This is a genomic window from Maribellus comscasis, assembly GCF_009762775.1.
GTDB classification, from domain to species: Bacteria; Bacteroidota; Bacteroidia; order Bacteroidales; family Prolixibacteraceae; genus Draconibacterium; species Draconibacterium comscasis.
Genome location: NZ_CP046401.1, coordinates 7,129,188 through 7,151,010 on the forward strand (window position 1 = coordinate 7,129,188; position 21,823 = coordinate 7,151,010).

20 protein-coding genes and 1 CRISPR repeat array are annotated in these 21,823 nt (G+C 38.6%); of the genes, 9 read left to right on the plus strand and 11 right to left on the minus strand.

All coding sequences use genetic code 11. The features are described 5' to 3' along the window. Window positions 1-7: 7 nt before the first annotated feature. Complete coding sequence (gene fumC / locus GM418_RS28545; RefSeq protein WP_158871375.1) at window positions 8-1,399, minus strand: class II fumarate hydratase; 1,392 nt, start codon at window positions 1,397-1,399, stop codon at window positions 8-10. A 152-nt stretch (window positions 1,400-1,551) separates the two neighbouring features. Between fumC and GM418_RS28550 the strand changes: the two genes are divergently transcribed. Both GM418_RS28550 and GM418_RS28555 read left to right on the plus strand, forming a co-directional pair. Beyond that, complete coding sequence (locus GM418_RS28550) at window positions 1,552-1,920, plus strand: hypothetical protein (protein ID WP_158871377.1); 369 nt, start codon at window positions 1,552-1,554, stop codon at window positions 1,918-1,920. 84 nt (window positions 1,921-2,004) lie between these two features. Continuing rightward, on the plus strand, window positions 2,005-2,634 hold the full coding sequence (locus GM418_RS28555; protein ID WP_158871379.1) for a hypothetical protein: 630 nt from the start codon (window positions 2,005-2,007) through the stop codon (window positions 2,632-2,634). 34 nt (window positions 2,635-2,668) lie between these two features. On the opposite strand, the gene GM418_RS28560 is transcribed toward GM418_RS28555, so the two are convergent. From GM418_RS28560 to GM418_RS28580, 5 genes are all read right to left on the minus strand, one after another. Continuing rightward, window positions 2,669-3,337 carry a DUF4395 domain-containing protein gene (locus GM418_RS28560; RefSeq protein WP_158871381.1) on the minus strand — a complete coding sequence of 223 codons (669 nt, stop codon included), beginning with the start codon at window positions 3,335-3,337 and terminating at the stop codon, window positions 2,669-2,671. 96 nt (window positions 3,338-3,433) lie between these two features. Then, entirely contained in the window at window positions 3,434-3,679 is a 246-nt protein-coding gene (locus tag GM418_RS28565; protein ID WP_158871383.1) for a helix-turn-helix transcriptional regulator, read from the minus strand. 1 nt (window position 3,680) lies between these two features. Continuing rightward, complete coding sequence (locus GM418_RS28570) at window positions 3,681-4,145, minus strand: hypothetical protein (protein ID WP_158871384.1); 465 nt, start codon at window positions 4,143-4,145, stop codon at window positions 3,681-3,683. Between the two features lie 215 nt (window positions 4,146-4,360). Next, complete coding sequence (locus GM418_RS28575; protein WP_158871386.1) at window positions 4,361-5,200, minus strand: phytanoyl-CoA dioxygenase family protein; 840 nt, start codon at window positions 5,198-5,200, stop codon at window positions 4,361-4,363. 7 nt (window positions 5,201-5,207) lie between these two features. Further along, on the minus strand, window positions 5,208-6,029 hold the full coding sequence (locus GM418_RS28580) for a sugar phosphate isomerase/epimerase (RefSeq protein ID WP_158871388.1): 822 nt from the start codon (window positions 6,027-6,029) through the stop codon (window positions 5,208-5,210). 214 nt (window positions 6,030-6,243) lie between these two features. Between GM418_RS28580 and GM418_RS28585 the strand changes: the two genes are divergently transcribed. The 5 genes from GM418_RS28585 (at window position 6,244) to GM418_RS28605 (ending at window position 9,909) form a co-directional block, all read left to right on the plus strand. Further along, on the plus strand, window positions 6,244-6,714 hold the full coding sequence (locus GM418_RS28585) for a hypothetical protein (RefSeq protein WP_158871390.1): 471 nt from the start codon (window positions 6,244-6,246) through the stop codon (window positions 6,712-6,714). A gap of 81 nt (window positions 6,715-6,795) precedes the next feature. Beyond that, entirely contained in the window at window positions 6,796-7,359 is a 564-nt protein-coding gene (locus tag GM418_RS28590) for a Crp/Fnr family transcriptional regulator (protein WP_158871392.1), read from the plus strand. An 85-nt stretch (window positions 7,360-7,444) separates the two neighbouring features. Next, the gene (locus GM418_RS28595; RefSeq protein ID WP_158871394.1) at window positions 7,445-8,275 is read left to right on the plus strand and encodes an SDR family oxidoreductase; all 831 of its coding nucleotides are present in this window, start codon (window positions 7,445-7,447) and stop codon (window positions 8,273-8,275) included. 2 nt (window positions 8,276-8,277) lie between these two features. Then, a complete protein-coding gene (locus GM418_RS28600; RefSeq protein ID WP_158871396.1) occupies window positions 8,278-9,060 on the plus strand; it encodes a 2-oxo acid dehydrogenase subunit E2 in 783 nt (260 codons plus the stop codon). A gap of 90 nt (window positions 9,061-9,150) precedes the next feature. Next, entirely contained in the window at window positions 9,151-9,909 is a 759-nt protein-coding gene (locus GM418_RS28605; protein WP_158871398.1) for a flavodoxin family protein, read from the plus strand. Between the two features lie 34 nt (window positions 9,910-9,943). On the opposite strand, the gene GM418_RS28610 is transcribed toward GM418_RS28605, so the two are convergent. Next, entirely contained in the window at window positions 9,944-12,523 is a 2,580-nt protein-coding gene (locus tag GM418_RS28610; RefSeq protein WP_158871400.1) for a M14 family metallopeptidase, read from the minus strand. A 143-nt stretch (window positions 12,524-12,666) separates the two neighbouring features. Here GM418_RS28610 and ettA point away from each other — a divergent pair, with 143 nt between their 5' ends. Next, window positions 12,667-14,352, plus strand: coding sequence for an energy-dependent translational throttle protein EttA (gene ettA, locus GM418_RS28615; RefSeq protein ID WP_158871413.1), 1,686 nt, complete (start codon window positions 12,667-12,669; stop codon window positions 14,350-14,352). A gap of 240 nt (window positions 14,353-14,592) precedes the next feature. Next, entirely contained in the window at window positions 14,593-15,186 is a 594-nt protein-coding gene (locus tag GM418_RS28620) for a YkgJ family cysteine cluster protein (RefSeq protein ID WP_158871415.1), read from the plus strand. 285 nt (window positions 15,187-15,471) lie between these two features. Then, window positions 15,472-17,071: a CRISPR direct-repeat array (repeat unit 30 nt; unit sequence ATTTCAATTCCACTTTGGTACGATTGTAAG). Between the two features lie 224 nt (window positions 17,072-17,295). On the opposite strand, the gene cas2 is transcribed toward GM418_RS28620, so the two are convergent. From cas2 to cas3, 4 genes are read right to left on the minus strand one after another with little or no spacing between them, the layout of a single operon-like run. Continuing rightward, the gene (gene cas2 / locus GM418_RS28625) at window positions 17,296-17,559 is read right to left on the minus strand and encodes a CRISPR-associated endonuclease Cas2 (protein WP_158871418.1); all 264 of its coding nucleotides are present in this window, start codon (window positions 17,557-17,559) and stop codon (window positions 17,296-17,298) included. Then, window positions 17,559-18,563, minus strand: coding sequence for a type I-B CRISPR-associated endonuclease Cas1b (gene cas1b, locus GM418_RS28630; RefSeq protein WP_158871420.1), 1,005 nt, complete (start codon window positions 18,561-18,563; stop codon window positions 17,559-17,561). The genes cas2 and cas1b overlap by 1 nt, the downstream gene beginning before the upstream one ends. 8 nt (window positions 18,564-18,571) lie before the next feature. After that, complete coding sequence (gene cas4 / locus GM418_RS28635; protein WP_158871422.1) at window positions 18,572-19,078, minus strand: CRISPR-associated protein Cas4; 507 nt, start codon at window positions 19,076-19,078, stop codon at window positions 18,572-18,574. A gap of 3 nt (window positions 19,079-19,081) precedes the next feature. After that, window positions 19,082-21,817 carry a CRISPR-associated helicase Cas3' gene (gene cas3 / locus GM418_RS28640; RefSeq protein ID WP_158871424.1) on the minus strand — a complete coding sequence of 912 codons (2,736 nt, stop codon included), beginning with the start codon at window positions 21,815-21,817 and terminating at the stop codon, window positions 19,082-19,084. Between the last annotated feature and the right edge of the window lie 6 nt (window positions 21,818-21,823).

The window sequence follows — 21,823 nt, forward strand, 5'->3', positions numbered from 1 at the left end:
GAAATAATTACAATCCCGCCATCTTTTGCGGATCTACCCATTTTTCGAAATCTTCAGCCGTCACGTACCCGAGAGAAACTCCGGCCTCTTTAAGTGTTATATTTTCGGCGTAGGCTTTTTTAGCAATTTCTGCCGCTTTGTTGTATCCTATATGTGCATTCAGGCTTGTAACCAGCATCAATGAATTTTCCAGATGCTTTTGAATTACCTGATTATTGGGTTCAATACCTGCCACACAATTGACGCTAAAACTTAAACAAGCGTCACCAATCAATTGTGCACTTTGCAAAATATTGGCAGCTATGAGCGGTTTAAAAACATTCAGTTCAAACTGACCGTTACTGCCCCCTATTCCAATCGCCACATCATTTCCCATAACCTGTGCTGCTACCATTGTCAACGCTTCAGCTTGCGTAGGATTTACTTTACCCGGCATAATACTTGAACCAGGTTCGTTTGCAGGTAATTTCAACTCGCCAATTCCACACCGGGGCCCGCTGCCCAGCATACGAATATCGTTACCAATTTTCATCAGGCTAACCGCCACACGTCTAAAGGCGCCACTAAGTTCAACCAATGCATCGTGAGCTGCCAATGCTTCAAACTTATTAGGTGCTGAAACAAAAGGAAAACCGCTTAATTTGGCAATTTTTTGAGCAACGGCTTTGGCATATCCCCTGGGACTGTTTAAGCCGGTACCTACCGCTGTTCCCCCCAACGCTGTTTCCCCCACATTTCTTAAAGCATTTTCTATTGCAAAAACTCCTTTATCAAGTTGTTGCACATATGCACTAAATTCCTGGCCAAGTGTTAGCGGCGTAGCATCCATAAAATGAGTCCGGCCAGTTTTTACAATGTCCCTGAATTCACTCGCCTTTTTGGAAAGCGTATCCCTTAAACCTGTTATTCCCGGAATGGTAATTTCCATCGTCACTTTAAAAGCGGCAATATGCATCGCAGTGGGAAAGGTATCGTTACTACTCTGGCTTTTATTCACATCGTCATTCGGATGAAGAAATCTTTTCTCATCCTTTAAACTTCCGCCCTTTAGCTCCTGAGCGCGGTTGGCAATTACTTCGTTTATATTCATATTACTTTGCGTACCGCTACCGGTTTGCCATACAACCAGCGGAAACTGGTTATCGTGCCTGCCGGTGAGAATCTCATCGCAAACAGTGGCAATTAATTCGGCTTTTTCTTTTTCAAGCACACCCAAATCGTAATTGGTGAGTGCTGCCGCTTTTTTCAAAACTGCAAAAGCGTAAATAATTTCGATGGGCATACTTGCCTGCGGCCCGATTCTAAAATTATTTCGGCTGCGTTCAGTTTGGGCTCCCCAGTATTTGTCGGCAGGGACTTTAATTTCGCCCATGGTATCTTTTTCGATCCGGAATTCCATAATTCGTCTTTTAAATCTGCAAAAACAACTGTTCTTTAATCGATAACAAAATGAAGGAAAAATTGATTAAAGGGATTCGTATAACTTATCTTCAATCTAAATTTCTATATTTATAATTCCATAAAAACTTATTTTAGCAAAAACAAAAATTTATGGAAACTGTCCTAACTAAAACAATCATTTCAGGAGCACTTACGCTACTGTTAATTGTTAGCGGAGTTTGGCTAAGGAAGAATGGTGAGCCTTATAAAACGGATATTTTCACCATTCATAAACTTGCAATTGTTGCACTGGTGGTTTTTGTTGTGTTAATTTATATCAACCATCTAAAAACATTCAGTTTTAACGGAACGGGCTTTATTCTTTTTATCATTTCCGACGTTATTTTCCTTGTAGCATTTATTAGCGGAGCTCTGCTAAGCTTTGAAAAAATAGTTTCCTATCAGTTAAAAATCGTTCACAGGCTTGTATCCTGGATAACCATTTTGTTTGTTCCCGTTATTTGGCTGGTTTGCCATTAAAAGGTGAAAGTGATTTCAAATTTTTTTAATTCAATTTTTTCCTACCTTTATGAGCCTGCTAAATCAACAAAAAATTACAGAAGAATGAAAAATAGTTTTACCATTTTATTCCTGTGCTTCTTTGCCGGAAGTATTGGTGCGCAGAACTCATACAGACCAGGCCTCTTTTTTCGGGAAGACTGGAAAGAAATTCCGGCTGAAATTCCGCTTTCTCAAAAGCACGTATATAATTCTGATTTGATTGTGCAATTATACGGACCGGGGCAGGACAGTCTGAAAAAAAGTAACCATGAGCAACCGGTTGATGATCCGTATTATGTGTGGTCGGGACTGTGTCTTGAAAACTGGATGGTAACCTTAAAACACAAAACTCAAAATGTGGATTTAACCGGATTTGCAAAAATTCGCTGGCGCACAAAACAATTTGGATTCCGACTGTTGCGTATCACCTTAAAACTTAACGATGGTACCTGGCTGATAAGCGATCAGTTTGACGGGCCATCGAAAGACTGGCGAATAAAAGAATTCAACCTACAGGATATTGAATGGCACATTTTGGATGCTCAACGAATCGCAGAAGTTGGCGTGGCAAAAAATCCTGACCTTTCAAATGTGGAAGAAATTGGTTTTACCGATTTAATGCCAGGCGGAAAATCAGCGGCCTGTTCCCGACTCGACTGGATTGAAGTGGACGGGAAGCCTGTAGTACGTTAAAAAAATGCCACTGGCATATTAAATTCCGGATACATTAGGGTACGACAACCTCACCTGTTTCCTCAAGCCCAAACAAATCAAATGGCGGTTGAACAAATGTGTCGTTAAACAAAATTACGGTTAAAACAATAAAACCAACAAATGCCATTATTATCAATAACTGGGGGAATGAAGTTTTCTGGATATCATGTCTCGATTTTACGTCGCATACTTCGCCGGGACAATATTGCACTTTATCTTTAAAAAACAAAGGGTAGAACTTACAACCAAGGCAAATCCCAAAAGCCGATTCAAAGAATAAAAAAATCAGGCAAACAAAACATATTAGACCTGTAACCGGACTATATGAATTGACAACGACAACAAGTGTAAACATTGTTATGGCGAGCGCAAAGCCAATTTTCCAAGCAAACTTCTTTTGCCGCGCACCAACGTATTCCGGTGTTTGGTTGCGCACAACCAAACGTCCTAAAATAAGTGTTGGTGCAAACTTTGGATTGATAAAAACACGAATGGAGATATCGGTTAAAAAAACGATAATGGCATATTTCAACAAGGTAAAATCACCCTTCATTATTACCGTTAAAATGGCAAAAAACATAAAAAGAAAAAGCATTCCTGCTGCTGCTCTGATTTCACGTTCGTTTAAAACAGGAATTGTATAACCCTCTACGTCTTCCCCAAATTTTACTATTCTGCTCATTGTCTAATTGTTTTTATAATGATTTTTTTGATAAAGAAATAACAAGAAAAAGCGGTGCCGGTTTACACAATATTGTTAAATATTTCAATTTTACGGTCAGGACTTTCTTTTCTTTTTTGCCGCTACATTAACTGGTTCATATGAAAATACATCCTGTAAAGGCGTATGAAACACCAAAGCAATTTTGAAAGCGAGTTCAAGCGAAGGTGAATAGTTTCCTTTTTCAATAGCAACAATGGTTTGCCGTGAAACTCCAACTTCGTCTGCCAATTGTTGCTGCGTCATTTCATCCGCGTCAAAACGTAATCTTCTTATGTTGTTCTGAATATTTCTGGTTGGCATTTTAAACTCCTTTCCGGTAATAATAAATTTGCGAACCGTTATCAATCAGTTCTGAAATAACGCCGCTTATAACAAATACAATAAAAATTGAGTAGGTTGGCAGCCCGATTGCAAGCGCGATAATTGCGAGCATAAATCCAACTACAAATGAGTAATGAGAATTCCGCAGAGCTTTCAATTTAATGAGTTTGTCCCGTTCATCTTCCGGAGGGATTTCTCCGTTATGGGTTGCTTCTGTATTATGCGTTACAATGGCATTAATAATGTGAAAAACGATGTAAATAATAATACGGGCTACAACAGAAATTCCAGCATAAACCAGAAACAGTTTTCCCCAGGCCTGGAAGTCATCGACTAAATCGATTCTTCCTTCAAGGTGGCGTTGATAAACAAACCAGGCATAAATTGCAGTGATTACCAAACCACTAAAGATGTTAATAATGTTTTCTTTTTCTCTGTACGACATGACTTCTTTGTTTTTGTATGAATAATTTTACAATTAGTTAAAAATACATGACACAAAGATAAATATTTTTTACACAATGTAAAATATTTTTTACATTTTATATTATTTACTTTTCAGTTAAAATCACAAACAATTGAAAATAAGTCGAATATAATTCCGGGGTATTTAATTCTGTTTAAAAATTTCAGAAATCCATTTTTTGTTCCTGTTAGGATTCAGCTTTTCGTTTTAAGATTTTTTGCACTGCTGTCGTGATTGGGGTCAAGCCAGGCACCTTCGTCAACAACCGTATTTAAATCCGTTTCCAGAATAGCGCTGTCAGGCACTTTTTCAAGTTTTGTATACCTGGGATGATGACTTTCTTTGTATGGATTATTAGTTTTTGTGTTGTAGCAGCATATCATTGCCCAGCGCGGATTTTCAGAATTATTCCGGTCAGAACGGTGTAACAGGTTACTGTGAAAAAATACAGCGTCTCCTTTCTCCAGTTCAACATAAATGAGTTCAAGACGTTTTTTAATCTCTTCCACACGTTCCAAATCAGCACCAGCCTGGTCTCCCGTTAGAACATGATTTACTCTGCCCATTTTGTGCGACCCCTTTAAAACCTGCAAACAACCATTCTCCTTTGTTGCCGCATCAACAGCGATGTAAACACTGCATAAATCAGGCGAAAGCACCCCATTTTCATACCAATATCCATAATCCTGATGCCAGGCCCACGCACCTCCGACTTTAGCTTCTTTCATAATCATTTTTGAATGATAATGGTAAACCTCGTCCTCCAGTAACTGCTCTACCGAGTCGACCAGTTTATGGCTACGCGCAACCATTCCGTAAATTCCTTTACCCGGGTGGTTCCACAGCGAGAGTCGCACCTTTGCACCTGTGCCATCATCGCGCTGAAAAGCATGTTTATCCATTTCGCGGTCGCTTTTTGCCCGCTTCCTGAGTGCGTCAACTTCCGTTACTGACAATAAACTTTTTAAAATCACATACCCGTTTTTATGGTACTCTGCAATTTGCTGTTTAGTAAATTTTCCTGTTCGTTCCATATTTATTTTAATCCTTTAGGTTGTACCTCTCTTTTAATAAGGTCGTCATGTATTTATTAATTTCCCACTGATTGGAAACAGGTTGGGCCGTGAACGGAAGCGTTGGCATATAGGGAATAGGACCAAATTCAGAAGTAATAGTAAACTCCCCGTTACCTTGCTTTTTTCTTTTGTTTATTATGGCATCCCACCATTCCAGATGACGTTCCAAAAAAAGCTTGTTCTCCGGTGCTCCCGGATGACTGACTTGTGGGCCTTCAGGATAACCAACACGCGAGTGTACATGATGCACGTGTGGAATAATCCGTTCAATGGTTTCCTGTTGGTACTCCAATAGCGACTCTGACACGTTTACCCAGTGCGAAAAGTCAGCAGTTATTTTCATATTTGGAAAAACATCCAGGTAAGCCGGCATTACATGACAGGCAAAACTAAATTTTCCACGGTGTGTCTCATGAAATATAGGAATCCCCGATTTTGTCTCAAGCTCAATGGCTTTTTCAATAATCCGGCAATTATCTTCAAATGAAAAAAAATCCTTCCCTGTTTGTGAATTAATAAACAACGGTTTAGCATCTGCCAGAACTTCCAGTCGTGAGATAAATTCAGGTATATATTCATCCGCTGTTCTTTTGTCGGTTTGATGATGCTGAAGTATAAAGGGAATTCCGGCATCAGCTAAAACCGCCAGATACTCGCTTCGTTCAGATGCTGAATCCGGCAACGAAATCTCAACTCCGTTATACTCGTCCTCAATTACCCTATTTATAAAAGTTGAAAAAGGAATACTTTCAGAACCCCAGCGCGGGCAAAAAAATTTTACGTTCATAAGTGGTCTTATTCATTCACCAGTTCCTGAAAAGTCTATATTTCAGAATTCGGTTACAGGTTTAACAACACCTACTGAAACAAGACATCTTCAGGGAAAGTTCAATGACTCAAAAAGTAAAACATTTTCTTACTTAGGTTTCTAAATCATCAGGAAAAATAAAAACGATTACTTTTGTGGATACCTGGGATGCCAGTTCAAATAAACAGCTTTTATGGAAACAGCTTCACTCAGCGAAATTAAAAAGGAACTAAAAGTACTTTCTCCTCAGCAATTGCAGGAAATTCTTCTGCGATTGGCCAAATACAAAAAAGAAAATAAGGAATTGCTGAGCTACCTTCTTTTTGAGGCGTTTAATCAGCAAGCATATATTGAAAGTGTAAAAGAAGAAATTGACGAACAATTTAAAAACCTTAACCAAAGCAGCTTTTACCTCGCTAAAAAAACATTACGAAAAGTCCTTCGCACTACAAAGAAGTATATTCGTTTTTCAGGTTCAAAGGAAGTTGAAATTGAATTGCTGATTTATTTCTGCCTGAAAATACGAAAATCCGGACTTCGGATAAATTCGAGTCGTGTTGTTATGAATATGTATATCAATCAGGTAAAACGAATCAGAAAAGTGCTGTCTATGCTGCATGAGGATATCCGGCTTGATTACGAAGAAGCGCTGAACAGATTGTAATTGGTTTTGCGAAGAAAAAATACGTCAAAATTTATTATTTTCACTTTTCATTTTAGCGACCTGCGCAAAAAACTGATAATAGTGGATTTAGTTGAAAAAATAAAAAAGTTCTACAAGCTCACGGAAAAAGAATTGGAGGCATCGGCACATGCTTTTAAACCGGCTGCCATTCCGGCAAAAACCTATTTTATGGAAGAAGGGAAAGTGGCCAAGCAGGTTGGTTTTATTGAACGCGGTTTATTTCGCTCTTTTTTCTACGACGACAATGCCAATGACATAACAACTCATTTTTTTCAGCCCGGAACGGTACTTATTTCCATGAAAAGCTTTAATAATCAGGTTCCGGCCCGGGAAAACATCATCGCTTTGGAAGATTCAAAAATTTATGAAATAAACCACGAAGAAATGATGGAGCTATATGAGAGAGTACCCGCCTGGCGTCAGATTACAAAAGATGTAGACGAGATGAAATACAACGATTTGATGAATCGGTCCATCCAACTCCAAACACTGTCGGCAAAAGAAAGATACGAATTGTTTTGCCAAAATTATCCTGAGATTATCAAAAGGGTTGCCCTGCGTCATATCGCCTCTTACCTGGGCATTGACATCGCCACACTAAGCAGAATTAGAAAAAAATTGTAGTTCTTTTTTTTGACTTTTGTCAAACAATCTGCCACCCGGATCAAAGTAATTTTGTTGAGTCGTTCAACCATAAATTATTTTGATTATGAAAATTTCAGTTATAGGTGCCAGCGGCATGTTGGCAAAACCGGTGATTCAACAGCTTGAAGAAAAAGGATTTCAACTCCGTTTGTTCTCAAGGACAGTAAATCCGTCGATGTTTATCAATGATTATGATATCATTCAAGGCGATATTTTTAATCCCGCCGACCTACATAAGGCCGTCAACGGTTGTGATGCGATTCACATTTCCATTTCAAAACTGGATGAGAAGAAAGCAGCCGGGTTAATTGTAAATGTGGCCAAAGAAAAGGGCATTCAACTTATCAGCATGGTTTCCGGTTGTACTGTTTCTGAAGAGAACCGTTGGTTTAAATTTATCGATAATAAATTTCATGCTGAAGAACTGATAAAAAACAGCGGCATCCCGTGGATAATATTTAGACCAACCTGGTTTTTTGAATCGCTTGATTTAATGATTCGTAATGGGAAAGCGACAATGATTGGTGAACAGCCCCATCCGTATCACTGGGTAGCCGCTGATGATTTTGCCCGGATGGTGGCGGAGGCTTATTCAAAAAAACAAGCACAAAACCGGGTATTTTCTGTCTATGGGCCGGAAACCTATTTAATGAAAGATATCCTGGAAAAATACTGCCAAAACAATTATCCGGAAATCAAAAAAGTGTCGGTTGCCCCTATTCCGCTTTTAAAAGTAATTGCCGGGCTAACCGGAAATAAAGAGTTAAAGGAAGCCTGCAAATTATTTGCCTATTTCCAAAAGGTAAAAGAACCTGAAATTCCATCAGAAACGAATGAAATATTAGGACAAGCTGAATTAAATTTTGAAAACTGGCTAAAACAAAAAAGCGAATAACAATGCGAAAAGGAATTTCAACTGTTCCATTATCATTCAACCGGAAAATGGTAATTGCATCAGCAACAATTACCAGGAAAAAAAATACCATACACAGTTTCACCGAAGTGGATGTTACGGAACCCCGCCGGTTAATCAAATTGCATTTTCAAAAGACCGGAGAAAAACTGTCTTTTACGGGTTATATTGTAAAATGCCTGGCGCAAACCGTAAAACAGTATCCGCATTTCAATTCATTTATTAAACGGAATAAACAGGTCATTCTGAATGATGTTACCATAAGTGTTTTAACGGAACGTGAATTTGAAGGAGAAAAAGTCCCTGAACCGCTTGGAATAAATCAGGCTCAGTTAAAAAGCTACCAACAGATAAACGACGAAATCAGGCTGGCTCAAAAAGAAAAAGGGAACCAACTCGGGAGTTTGATGAACATAACATGGATACGATTTATCCCCGGCTTTTTGTTAAAAACATTTGTACGTCTGGCTGATAAAAATATCTCAATGGCGAAAAAATATGGAAAAGTGGCCATCACAGCGGTGGGAATGTTTACCAACGAACCGGTTTGGTTTATCCCACACGGAACGGCAACGGTATTGTTGACCCTTGGCAGTATCGTAAAAAAGACAATATGTTCGGAAGACAAAAACAGCGAACGCGAATTCCTTTGTCTAACGGTTTCATTCGACCATAATATCGTCGACGGAGCACCGGCGGCACGATTTTTAAACCAGTTGATTGAAACCATCAAAAGCGGTCGGCTAATTCAAACAGACCGGGTATAAAAGACAAATTGTTTAAACCAAATCTCCTTTTTTTGACTTTTGTCAAACAAATCATCCGGAAACAGATGAGATATTTGTAAAAAAATAAAAATGAAAGTAATCGCGTTTATTGGCAGTGTAAGAAAAAAGCACACTTATGAAAGCACCGAAGGATTTCTAAAAAAACTTCAGGCCTGTGGAAATATTGACTACGAAATGGTCAGATTGAGTGAATACAAACTCGGTGTTTGTAATGGCTGCAAACTTTGCCTGGATAAAGGTGAAGAATTGTGCCCGATAAAAGACGACAGAAACCTGTTGCTGGAAAAAATAAAAAACTCAGATGGTGTTGTTTTTGCATCACCTAATTATTCCTTTCATGTTTCGGCGCTGATGAAACAATTCCTCGATCGTTTGGCTTTTATTTTTCACCGTCCACAATTCTTTGGAAAAACATGCACGAGTATTATAGCACAAGGAGTTTACGGCGGAAACAAAATTGTAAAATATTTCAATTTTGTCGGCAAGGCGCTCGGTTTTAACGTAGTTAAAGGCATTTGTGTTACCAACCTGGAGCCGGTTTCTGAAAAAGCTGTGGCAAAAAACGAACAGAAAATCGAAAAGCTTGCCGGCAGGTTTTACAAACAGTTAATAAAAAATGAATTACCGCAACCTTCGTTGTTTGATTTATTTATTTTCAGAATGTCGAGAACCAGTATGAAAATGAAACTGGATGAAAATTTTAAAGATTTTAAATATTATACTCAAAAAGGCTGGTTCAACTCCGACTTTTTCTACCCGGTAAAATTATCTCCTGCGAAAAAAATTCTGGGCAGATTATTTGACAAACTGGCTATGAAAACAGTTTAAAACTACTCTCCGAACTTTATTCAATTTAAGCCGATTACCGGATTATTGTATTAAACAGTAATTTAAAAGTAGCGTCGGTTTGGTTTCGGTGTTGTGTACGAAAACCGATCAGCACAACTTCACCCTCGCCGTATTTGACACTTAGCATGGCCTGTTTTTTTGCTACGGTCTTCTCCCCGATCAACCATCCGCTTTTTAGCAAACTTTTATCCTTATAGCGCACAATAGTAGTATAATCGTCATTATGTCTTCCGGGAACGACTTCAAATGCCGGACTTGAGAAATTAAGAACTACTCCTTCATCAGGCATTCCATATGCCAGAGGCTGTGTATTGTCAAAATCTACTTTTAAAGTTGAACCAGGGCAAAACCACTCTGTTGATTTTAAACCGTTTGTAACATCTGCAACTTTTAAATTAAACGCGTCAGCGGCAAACTCAAACGAATTCCCAAAAGTAACAAGTGTTCCTCCTTTTTTTACAAACTCCTTCAATGCCTCGACACCTTCTTTACCAATTCCGCTTCTGTATTTTTCGGGATACTCCTCTGCCTCCAGTTTATTTTGTCCTTTCAAATCTCCGGTAATGGCCTCTGCCCTGTCGCTGGGCAAAACAATTACATCGTACTTTTTTTTCAGGCTACCTTCTTTAATCTCTTCACTCATCAGTGTTGTATAATCAAACCCAAAATTTTCAAAACACAAACGGGTCCAGCCTTCATCCATATTTCCGCCGTAATAACGTTGAAATAAGCCTGTTCTTCCCCGCTTCACCGTATGTATCTTTTCCTGTTCAATTTTGCTAAGCGGTAAAAAGCTAAGACCTGTTTTCACCGCTATTTCATTTAATTTTTCTGCGGGTGCTTTTTCAATAATAAAATCTCCGGGATGCAATCCTTCAAATGCTTTATCTACTCTTTTTATCTGAATTTTTTCGTTTTGTAATAAGTTAACTACCAGAAAAGCCGCATTTTGTTTCCCGTCAATCCAGTATCCGGAATTTCCTTTTTCCACTGTCCCCGGAACATTTTCCAGTTCCTGCAAAATGGGAAAATCTGATATTAAATCGGAATGCAAGCCCTCTACATTTACCCCCATAAATTCGTACATGGTATGTGTGGCCAGATCGTATGGCCGGTAAGGAACTCCATTTTCACTTCGTGTCCATGAGTTATCAGCATAATGTGTTTCGGTTAACAGATTTTTGATAAGTCCCATCTTTGGTTGTGCCAGTGAGATAACATAGGAACCCGCTCCAAAAACACGATTTTCGGCTACAAATTGTTTGTTTGCCTTTTTTATCTCCAAACCGGATTGTAACAACTTGTTGATCATTTTCGTTGCCGTCAGATAATCATGTTGTTCAGCCGGAATCACCAGGGTTTTGACATTATCTTCAGCCCCTCTTTTTGTTTGATTCTGCGCTTTTATAACAGCCGTTTTTAACACGGTTTCTTTATTTCTCGCCGCTAAATCAAGAATCGACCAGGCCGATGATTTTTGTTGCGCAACAATATCACGCAAATGCCACCAGCCACCGGGCCATGGATTTGAAAAAGTAGACTGGGCTTCATATTCGGGGAATCCGCGTGTATTGGCTCTCAACTGCTCAGGATGCACATAAACAGGTGTAGCATAATTTGCGGTTGCCGATTCAGTAAGCATTCCGGCGATATTATGAAACGGAGTTATCCAGTGCCAGCCAAAATGTCCCCAGCCTGCGTACTGTGCAGCGTTCAACACTCCCTGAAAACCATCCTCTTCCAGTTTATAAGCAATGTGTGCGCCATACCAGCTTAATTCCCGCCAAACCAGCGGATCGGCATAAGGACGAATCGGATCGCAATAGGGCGGCACATAAAACCGTGCCCCGTACGACCCCATATGATGATGGTCCACATAGGCCTGCGGTTGCCAGTCGACATACATAGCCTTTGCCATATACCGCGATTCCTGCAGGTTTAAATAGTCTCCGTCGCGGTTATTATCATGGCCGCAATATTTGTGATAAAGATAAGGCATACTCAGCCCCTCATAATCTGTTCCCACGGTTTCATTGTACCAATCGGTAATCATCACCTGTCCGTCGGGGTTAAAACAGGGAACCATAAAAAACAACACATTATCTAAAATCCGTTGGGTTTCTTCATCATCCTTTGTCAGTAAATCATAAGCCAGTTCAGGACTCATTTGTGTCCCTCCCACTTCGCTGGCATGTAAACTCATCGATTCAAAAATAACAGCCTTCCCTTCTTTTATATATGCTTTCAGCGAATCCTCAGAAACACCTCGCGGATCGCCTATCTTTTTGTTGATGGTTTGCAGCCTGTCGAGGTTTGCCATGTTTTCAGATGAAGAGATCAGCAAAAGTAAAAATGGATGTCCTTCTGAAGATGGCCCCAGATTCGTTACTTTTATTTTGTCGCTTTGTTTCTCCAGCTCGTAAAAATAATTCACGATTTTATCCCAACGGGCCAATTTATAATCAGCTCCCATCTGAAAGCCAAAAAATTCCTCTGGCGAAGTAATTTTATTTTGTGCAATTGAACTAAAAGTATTCAGAACAAAAACAGAAATTAGAAATAAAAAGACTGGCGTTTTTAAATGATTTTTCATATTGATGGATTTTAGAGAAGCTGATTTGGCATAAAAATAAACATAAAAGATGGTAAATTTTTAGTTTCGAAATTAATATTGCATTATAAATTCATATTATTCCTTTTCCTAATTTTGCACCGAATAAAAAAGCACAGATAAATATGAACGACGATAAAAAGATTATTTTTTCGATGTATAAGGTGAGTAAAATTTACCCGCCCAACAAGACTGTTATAAAAAACATCTCCCTTTCATTTTTTCTGGGTGCCAAAATTGGCATCATCGGGTTAAACGGTTCAGGCAAATCAACGCTGTTACGAATTATTGCCGGACAAGACAAAGCTTTTAACGGTGAACTGGTTTTTGCTCCCGGGTACTCGGTTGGGTTGCTGGAACAAGAGCCGCAGTTAAATGAATCAAAAACCGTAATTGATGTGGTAAAAGAAGGAATGCAGGAAACGGTGGATGTTCTCAACCGCTACGAAGAGATCAACCAGCTTTTTGGCTTACCGGAGGTATATGAAAATCCGGATGAAATGGATAAGTTGATGGGAGAACAGGCGCAACTTCAGGAAAAAATTGACCAGTCGGATGCCTGGAACCTCGACAGCAAACTTGAACGCGCAATGGATGCACTTCAATGTCCTCCGGATGATCAGCCCATAAGCGAACTTTCCGGTGGAGAACGTCGCCGGGTAGCGCTGTGCCGGCTGTTGCTGAAAGAACCCGACATATTACTACTCGACGAGCCTACCAACCACCTCGATGCAGAAAGCATACAGTGGCTGGAAATGCATCTTGCACAATATTCGGGAACGGTGATCTGTATCACGCACGATCGGTATTTTCTGGATAATGTAGCTGGCTGGATTCTGGAACTCGACCGCGGACAGGGAATTCCGTGGAAAGGGAACTATACTTCGTGGCTGGAACAAAAATCAAAACGTTTGGAGCAGGAAGAAAAGGGCAGCCAGAAACGAAAAAAGACACTGGAACGTGAACTGGAATGGGTACGCATGGCTCCGAAGGCACGTCATGCAAAATCAAAAGCCCGTTTAAGTGCTTATGATAAAATGTTAAATGAAGATGTAAAACAAAAAGAGGAAAAGCTTGAAATCTTTATTCCCAACGGGCCACGACTGGGCGACAAAGTAATTGAAATGGAAGGCGTAAAAAAAGGTTATGGCGACCGCATTTTGTTTGACGATCTGAATTTTAAACTGCCGCCTGCAGGAATTATCGGAATAATTGGGCCCAACGGCGCAGGGAAAACTACACTGTTTAAACTGATTATGGAACAGCTGGAAGCTGATGCCGGAAAAATTGAGATTGGCGACACCGTCAAAATCAGCTATGTTGACCAAACCCATGCGGCCATTGATCCAAATAAATCGGTTTTTGAAGTTATCTCCGGTGGAACTGAAACCATGATGCTGGGGACCCGGCAGGTCAATTCACGGGCCTATGTTGCACGTTTCAATTTTACAGGTTCCGACCAGGAAAAAAAATGCGGTGTACTTTCCGGTGGAGAAAGAAACCGACTGCATTTGGCACTGGCGCTTAAAGCCGAAGGAAATGTGCTGCTGCTTGACGAACCGACCAACGATATTGATGTAAATACTTTGCGTGCACTGGAAGAAGGTCTGGATAATTTTGCAGGCTGTGCCGTTGTGGTTTCCCACGACCGCTGGTTTCTTGATCGAATTGCTACTCACATTCTGGCTTTTGAAGGCGATGGAAATGTGTATTATTTTGAAGGTTCATTTACGGAATATGAAGAGAACCGCAAAAAACGCCTTGGCGATGAAGGCCCCAAACGGATAAAATATAAAAAACTAAAAGAGTAGTGTAATAACAAAAGTGTAACTAAGAAAAAGCTACAAAATCTTTAACTCACGATAGATTATAAAAATGCGTCTGGAAATATACATCTTCCGGGCGCATTTTTACCAACAACTTTTCATGATCGGTTCATTCCTCTATACCACTCTATAGCGAAGTAATTGAAAACAAAAATTTTCTCTTTACAAAAAGAATCACCAATTATTCTTTCACTTAAATTTGCGCGTTATTTTTAATTCACATTAATGAATGTTATAAGCAAAGTACGTGCTGTTGAAAGGTTATATAAAGTGCTTGAAAAAGATATTCAGGAACTGCGGACACAAACAGGTATCAATTGTGTGGAAAACTGCATAAAGTGTTGTACTACTTCACATATTATGGCAACGGCTCTCGAATTTTATCCAATGGCTTATCATTTATATCAAACCGGAGAGGCCGACAATTTCCTTGAAAAAATAGCGCAAATAAATAACTCAGGTATTTGCCCGGCATTAAGTTATTTTAATACGGAGAATACACGTCAGGGGTGCACACAATATCCATACAGAGGGCTCATTTGCCGTTTATTTACCTACAACTACAGTACCGATAAATACGGTGTGCGAAAACTTGCTGCCTGTAAAACCATCCGGCTTGCACAAGCTGAAGAACTGGAAAAGGCAAACCACCTGTTAAAATTAAAACCTATCGGTCCCAGAGCAACTGATTTTTATTCGCGTTTGCAGGTTATCGATTTTAACGAGGCACAACGGCTCTACCCTATTGGAGATGCCATTCGAATTGCCATTGAAGCCATCATCACAAATCAGCATTACCGGGGAAACCGGGCGATGTAGTTTAATGCTTCATTACCAAATGGCAACAACTGTAATTGATTGACTTGATTCTTCTTATAATTCTCTCAAATTGACTTATGACCTTTACCAGACACAGGCATCTAAAATTCAAGAGATTAAGGCACATTAACAAACTGCTCTCTCCGTCCGTATTTTCAGACCCGGCACAACCCGAATAAAACGGAAGTAACAAATGTATAACATCGCGATTAAAAACCGCCGGTGTTTCTCCTTGGTACGATTGTAAGGTGGGCGTATATTTTTATAATCGTTCGCGGGTCGGCAATTTCAATTCCACTTTGATACGATTGCGAGACCTACTGCTTAGAAGGCAGTTGGCCTGTTTTTGTAATTTCAATTCCACTTTGGTACGATTGCGAGTACGTGGCGCAAAACGTACCTTTCAGCGGCATAACAATTTCAATTCCACTTTGGTACGATTGCGAGTTTGTATTTCTTTTTTATAAAGTCTATTCCTGTTTGATTTCAATTCCACTTTGGTACGATTGCGAGTGCAGATGTTATTGTTATTACTTGATTATCTTCGTCATTTCAATTCCACTTTGGTACGATTGCGAGCAACAAAGCATACATGCCAACCATATACCGTGAATTATTTCAATTCCACTTTGGTACGATTGCGAGTTTACCGGGTCTGAATTTTCGTACACTATAACCTTATTTCAATTCCACTTTGGTACGATTGTAAGAGTTTTTGCACCAACCGTTACCGTGCATTTGCCTTATTTCAATTCCACTTTGGTACGATTGTAAGTAGCGCAAGTCGTGCCGCCTTATGTGTTTGTATTATTTCAATTCCACTTTGGTACGATTGTAAGTAGCGCAAGTCGTGCCGCCTTATGTGTTTGTATTATTTCAATTCCACTTTGGTACGATTGTAAGTTATAAATAAGTACACAGGAGATAAATTGGTTGCAAGATTTCAATTCCACTTTGGTACGATTGTAAGAATAAGTGTTTACTGTAAGACAAATGATAATTGGATATTTCAATTCCACTTTGGTACGATTGTAAGTAAAACACCAGCCGATTTAATGTTACTTAATAGCAATTTCAATTCCACTTTGGTACGATTGTAAGTTACGGACTTTTAAACGGTCAAAATCCATTTTTAAATTTCAATTCCACTTTGGTACGATTGTAAGTTCGGCCCAAAACAGGTTTTGAAGATTTGAAATGTATTTCAATTCCACTTTGGTACGATTGTAAGCGGGTAAAACAATACAGGAGGTGTGCGAAAAAACATTATTTCAATTCCACTTTGGTACGATTGTAAGTTTTCCGGCTGCAATCCATTCCTGATAAAATGTTGTATTTCAATTCCACTTTGGTACGATTGTAAGAAGCCACCTTCGCGTTTAGAACCAACTTTACCTAATTTCAATTCCACTTTGGTACGATTGTAAGTATGTTTCAAAAGCATTTGTAATTGTTTGAACTTCATTTCAATTCCACTTTGGTACGATTGTAAGATATATGGTGGGTCGACAAAGTGAAAAGCTTTCTCATTTCAATTCCACTTTGGTACGATTGTAAGTTAATAAATCGTAGATTGTCTGACTGATGATGTTGCATTTCAATTCCACTTTGGTACGATTGTAAGGTATGTGAAGGGTGACTCTATTTTAACTTTATAATATATTTCAATTCCACTTTGGTACGATTGTAAGATCGCAGGTTTATTCATTGTTGCAATCTTGCTTCATTTCAATTCCACTTTGGTACGATTGTAAGGGTTTTGTTGCTGTTTTCCTGTGAGAAAAAAACCGAATTTCAATTCCACTTTGGTACGATTGTAAGGGCTAGTGCCTGCCCCGATTCACCCGTAAGCTGTATTTCAATTCCACTTTGGTACGATTGTAAGCCGTCCGACGACTCAAAAAAAATAGTTCATTTTCAAGGAACTACGTTTTTCAAAAATAGTATTTTAATATGAATTCGTTGTCGATCCTCCAAACCGTATTTTGCCCGGAGGATCGACAAGTATATATAAATTGCTTATTTCCAATATTTCAAAGAACCTTTTATTTATAATTTATTACAAAACCAGTCAGATTAGAAGAAAATCTCAAACTTCGACAACTTCATTTATAGAAATGTGTCCAGATTTTGTCGCTCTTTCCCAACAATTTCTTTATCCAGCCATTTTTCCTGCCGGGTTTTAAAAATGATTAAACTGTCATCTTCTTCATCCATTATCTGCAAAGCTTCATATTTTAACTCCAGCAATTTTGCTTCAGTAATTTCGCCTTCAAATACCGAATTCTGAATCCAGTTGAGGTATCGACGGCACAGTTTCAACATTTTTGCAACTCGCTTTTTTCCAACATCATAAACTGCAATTACATACATTACCACCACATTTTAAATGGTTTATATTCTTCGATTCCCAACAAGTGCTTTTGTATTTTGTAGCACTCTAACTTTATAAGGTGTTTATAGCTTACCGAACGGTTAAGCGCACGATGTTTAATAGTTTCTTCCAGCCTTTCTTCAAATGCCTTAACAAAAGCCTTTTTCCCGTTTAGTTTCAATGTCACTTTGTTTAACTGCTCCTCAAAATGATACGATTGTATCATCTTTTTATTCATCACCTTAAATATTACCCTGTCCACTAACAGGGGTTTAAAAATCTCAGCCAAATCGAGCGAAAGAGAAAACCGACGGTCACCCGGTTGATGGAGAAAACTTATGGTCGGGTTCAGCTGAGTTTGGTGAATGGCCCTGAGACATTGGCTGTAACACATCATATTTCCAAATGAAATCAAGGCATTTACTTCATTTTGAGGAGGACGGTAGGAGCGACCACTCATACTAAAATCATTTATTATTAATTCAAAAGCTTCGTAGTAATTTTTGCGGATATTCCCTTCTATTCCCATCAGCTCATCAATAGCCACAGTTTGCCTGATTTTGGAACTTAGCACTTCAATGGATCCGATAACAGGTTCAAGGTCTTTCCCTCTTCTATTATAGTAACGCAGGTTTTTTATCATATTAAAGCTGGCTCCGTCGAGAATTCTTTGTGCCAGGTCGATCCTGTTTTTCCGGTTTTGCTGATGTTTCACCTGGGCAATCAACATTTTACCTGAGATAAGTGCTTCGCGCGGCATAAACGATCCGGTGTAGTTTTCGTAATAATCAAAAAAATGGATTGGAATCTGCACCTGCCCTAAGAAATTATAGAGAGCCGAATTGGCATCCAGGTTTCCAAAACAATACAATTCGCCCACATTTTCTACCGGCAAAAAACGAGGCTTTTGTTCATTTCCTTCTTCGTCATAAGGTGTAAATTTCAGCGTATTGTCACGGCGCTGTAATCGTCCCGGATTAAACAAGTAATAGGTTTTTTTCATGATCAAGTTTAGGCTTCATTGGTATAACAAAAGTCAAAGTAGCTGCAATTTTTACATTTCGGCTTGTTTAATAAAGGGGGACACTTTTCCTCATGAATCAACTTGTCAATCTCAACAAGAAGTTCTTCTATATAAACCCTGTCTGGTTCACTTAATAAAACTTCCTCAGTTTTATGTTCTTTCGGATATTCAAGAATCCCAGTTACGCCATTAATACCAGCTTGCTCGAATATATAAATATAATATTTTACTTGCCAAATGTGAGAATTAAGCAGTTTGCTCGATTTTTTGATTTCATGAATTACATTGTTGTTTTTATCAAAGTAATCAATCTTAACAGGCCCTATTTCAACCTCTCTGTACCGTTCAGCTCTCCTTTCATAGGAAGTTTCATGTATTAGCTTTCCCTCATAAACGGTATCGCTTGTTTGTTCCATATTGATTCCGTTGGCAAACAGCCACAACTGCCTGCGGCAATTAAAATAATAATGGATGTGTGTTCCTGTAACTTCCATAGATTATAAAATTATTGCTGCTTCCTCTCTTTCAACCAAACCAAACTCATAATTATAAATTTTATCCCTTTCCCAGTGACTGAGATAATAAATCCCCATGCGTTCTTCTCCATGGGCTCCTACCACAAGTTCCTCCAAAGCTTTTGAACGGGTCATTAACGAAAAAATGAATTGACTCATTATTCCCTGCAACTTCTTTAATTCTGTCTTTCCGTCCACAAAATCATCGTTTCTTTGTTGAATCAAATGTTCATACAATTCAAATACTTTTTCACCGGAGACTGTAATGTCATCCTTTCCTGTAATGTGATACCTAACTAAAAATATCATCTCTTTTTCAGAAAAGTTCCTTTCCATCTGGCTGGTTCCAGGTACATAAACAGGAAGTGTTACAGGAATATAAACGGATGTACTTTTCTGATTTATAATTTGGAAATTTTTGTCTACTTCTGGAAAATCGAGCATCTTCAGGTAATTCTGGAAATCGGAAAAGCCCTTTTGGTAAATACGGTCGTTCTGCCGGTCTATCTTTTCCATTACGTGGTCATACATTAAATCAAAATCTTTCGACTGAAGTATTTCTTGCTCCTTGCCAGCCAACTCACCTTGCATTAGCTGAAATCGTTTATCTCCTTTGTACAACACTTCGGCATTGTCACAATTGAACAAATATAATTTACAAGCGGGCTTGTTTACATTTCTGTTAATACGTCCGGCCAATTGCTCATCGCTATCCACCAGCGATTTGTCTTTGAAGCCTAAATCCATATCAATATCAACTCCCGCTTCAACTACCTGGGTGGTAATCAATAGTACTTTCTTATCTCTGTTGTCTTCGTCTTTTAGGTAATAAATAATTTCTTTCCTCCGGGACTCCAAAATAGTTCCTGACAATACAAAAACTTTATCAAAAAATCCATCTGCTTTATCTTTTACTATATGGTAAAATTCGGTTGCTGTTTTTTTATAGATGAACTCGATGATGGTAAATACACTACCTGGGTACTTGTTGTTACTTTCTGCATATTCTACCGATTTTTCAACGAGAATATTGGCGAGTCGTTGCAAGTAACCGGCTTTTTCATCTTTCTCAGGAGCTGCCCAACCTAATAACGAAAAGTCGAACAAAACCCGGTTGCAGAAATTTGGGTTTTGAAAAAACTGTTTACGATGGTTAGTAAGGTAACAAATATCAGGCTCTACATTCGATAGTTTATCGAGCTTTGGCAATGTAGCCGACATCAGGATGAAACGAATATTAAAATACCGGGCGTAATTCTGAATGAAATAAATAAGTTTATCCCAAATTTTGGGAGGATACGATTGTAACTCATCCACAATTACAATTGAATTCGCCAAACGGTGTAATAAATAATTGGTTTCTTTACCGTTGGTTTTCAGTATATCGAAAAACCGAACATGCGATAGTAAAGCTACCGGATAATTTAGAAATAAATAATCGATATGATTTTTCTTTTCCTGACCGTATTGGTCATCTTTTTCTTTAAAACCTTCTTTGGAGTGTAGCTGAATAATTTCATCTTCATCCAGCCCCATCGTTTCTTTTACCGCTTTGTATGTTTGTGTTATAAGTGTAGTAAAAGGAAACACATAATATAAATTATTAATTTCAGCATCGGCAGCCAAAAGTTCAGCTGCTGCCAACATCGACAAATTGGTTTTGCCCCCACCCGTTGGCGCTTCAATGTAAAAAATATTCTTGTCTGTATTGTTGCGAATATTTTGCACCACTTCAACTGACAACTCCTGCCTCAACCGGTTCAAATTCTCATTACTTGGTTCTGTGGGATAAGTAAACTCAAAACCATTTAAATTATCGAACACCTTTTTATTATACGATTTAGTTGATTGTACATTTCGGATAATACGCTGCCGTAACTCATCGTTCATTTGCCCGAAATCCGTTAAAGGTGTTGTCCAATTATTCATGTAATGTGTAGTTGCCAAATAATCGGAAGCTGTCAGCAAAGAATAATGCAACTTTAGAAGGGCGAAGAGGGGGAAAGCCTCTAACTTATTATCTTCCCTTTGTCGATTAAACTTTTCTATCTTTTTTATGATCCAAGACGCATTTTGCGCAGCATCTCCCTGTGAAATTATTGACCAATATTCTGAAGGCTCTATATTTTCTAATTCTTTTAATATTTCAAGCACCTGTGACAAATTAAGCTTTTCTGATTCAACTGAAAAATCAAGGCGTTCTCGTATAAACTTGAAAGTTGTCGTTAAATATGGGCTATGATGTTTAGCAATTGGCTGACAAAATAAAAACACAAAAATAACAGCAGTTAACCGCTCATTATTAAGCAATTCGTCATTTTTAATAACATCGGACAAAACAGAATTGATAAACATCAAAACTCCCGGGTAAGAATGGTCGCTTCCAAATTCATAATTTGAACTTTTAAAGCTGGAATTATTCATCTTTTCCCGTTGAAAATTTGGGTTTATTTTACCAAAATCATGGAAGTAGACAGATTGAAAAAACAGCTTATAAACCACTGCTCTAAATTCAGAAGAAACACTTTCACTACTCCCCTTCTCAATTAATCTTTGAATCACAAGGTTTAATCCATACTTTTCACAAACTTTTTGAGCATAGTACAACACTAAATCCGAATGTTCTAAAAGTGTTTCGGCACCTCCAGCTTCGTTGTCTTTGGCCAAATGAGCGAAATACCTGTTAGGATTAGATAAAATTTTTTTATACGATTTCATTGTATA

Bases quoted from the DNA above. Each gene is read 5' to 3' on its own strand.
- cas3 (WP_158871424.1), bottom strand. From the start codon at position 21,817: ATGAAATCGTATAAAAAAATTTTATCTAATCCTAACAGGTATTTCGCT.
- GM418_RS28570 (WP_158871384.1), bottom strand. From the start codon at position 4,145: ATGTCGTACAGAGAAAAAGAAAACATTATTAACATCTTTAGTGGTTTG.
- GM418_RS28580 (WP_158871388.1), bottom strand. From the start codon at position 6,029: ATGAACGTAAAATTTTTTTGCCCGCGCTGGGGTTCTGAAAGTATTCCT.
- GM418_RS28555 (WP_158871379.1), top strand. From the start codon at position 2,005: ATGAAAAATAGTTTTACCATTTTATTCCTGTGCTTCTTTGCCGGAAGT.
- GM418_RS28620 (WP_158871415.1), top strand. From the start codon at position 14,593: ATGAATGTTATAAGCAAAGTACGTGCTGTTGAAAGGTTATATAAAGTG.
- ettA (WP_158871413.1), top strand. From the start codon at position 12,667: ATGAACGACGATAAAAAGATTATTTTTTCGATGTATAAGGTGAGTAAA.
- GM418_RS28585 (WP_158871390.1), top strand. From the start codon at position 6,244: ATGGAAACAGCTTCACTCAGCGAAATTAAAAAGGAACTAAAAGTACTT.
- GM418_RS28560 (WP_158871381.1), bottom strand. From the start codon at position 3,337: ATGAGCAGAATAGTAAAATTTGGGGAAGACGTAGAGGGTTATACAATT.
- GM418_RS28605 (WP_158871398.1), top strand. From the start codon at position 9,151: ATGAAAGTAATCGCGTTTATTGGCAGTGTAAGAAAAAAGCACACTTAT.
- GM418_RS28565 (WP_158871383.1), bottom strand. From the start codon at position 3,679: ATGCCAACCAGAAATATTCAGAACAACATAAGAAGATTACGTTTTGAC.
- GM418_RS28610 (WP_158871400.1), bottom strand. From the start codon at position 12,523: ATGAAAAATCATTTAAAAACGCCAGTCTTTTTATTTCTAATTTCTGTT.
- GM418_RS28550 (WP_158871377.1), top strand. From the start codon at position 1,552: ATGGAAACTGTCCTAACTAAAACAATCATTTCAGGAGCACTTACGCTA.
- cas4 (WP_158871422.1), bottom strand. From the start codon at position 19,078: ATGGAAGTTACAGGAACACACATCCATTATTATTTTAATTGCCGCAGG.
- cas1b (WP_158871420.1), bottom strand. From the start codon at position 18,563: ATGAAAAAAACCTATTACTTGTTTAATCCGGGACGATTACAGCGCCGT.
- fumC (WP_158871375.1), bottom strand. From the start codon at position 1,399: ATGGAATTCCGGATCGAAAAAGATACCATGGGCGAAATTAAAGTCCCT.
- GM418_RS28575 (WP_158871386.1), bottom strand. From the start codon at position 5,200: ATGGAACGAACAGGAAAATTTACTAAACAGCAAATTGCAGAGTACCAT.
- cas2 (WP_158871418.1), bottom strand. From the start codon at position 17,559: ATGTATGTAATTGCAGTTTATGATGTTGGAAAAAAGCGAGTTGCAAAA.
- GM418_RS28600 (WP_158871396.1), top strand. From the start codon at position 8,278: ATGCGAAAAGGAATTTCAACTGTTCCATTATCATTCAACCGGAAAATG.
- GM418_RS28595 (WP_158871394.1), top strand. From the start codon at position 7,445: ATGAAAATTTCAGTTATAGGTGCCAGCGGCATGTTGGCAAAACCGGTG.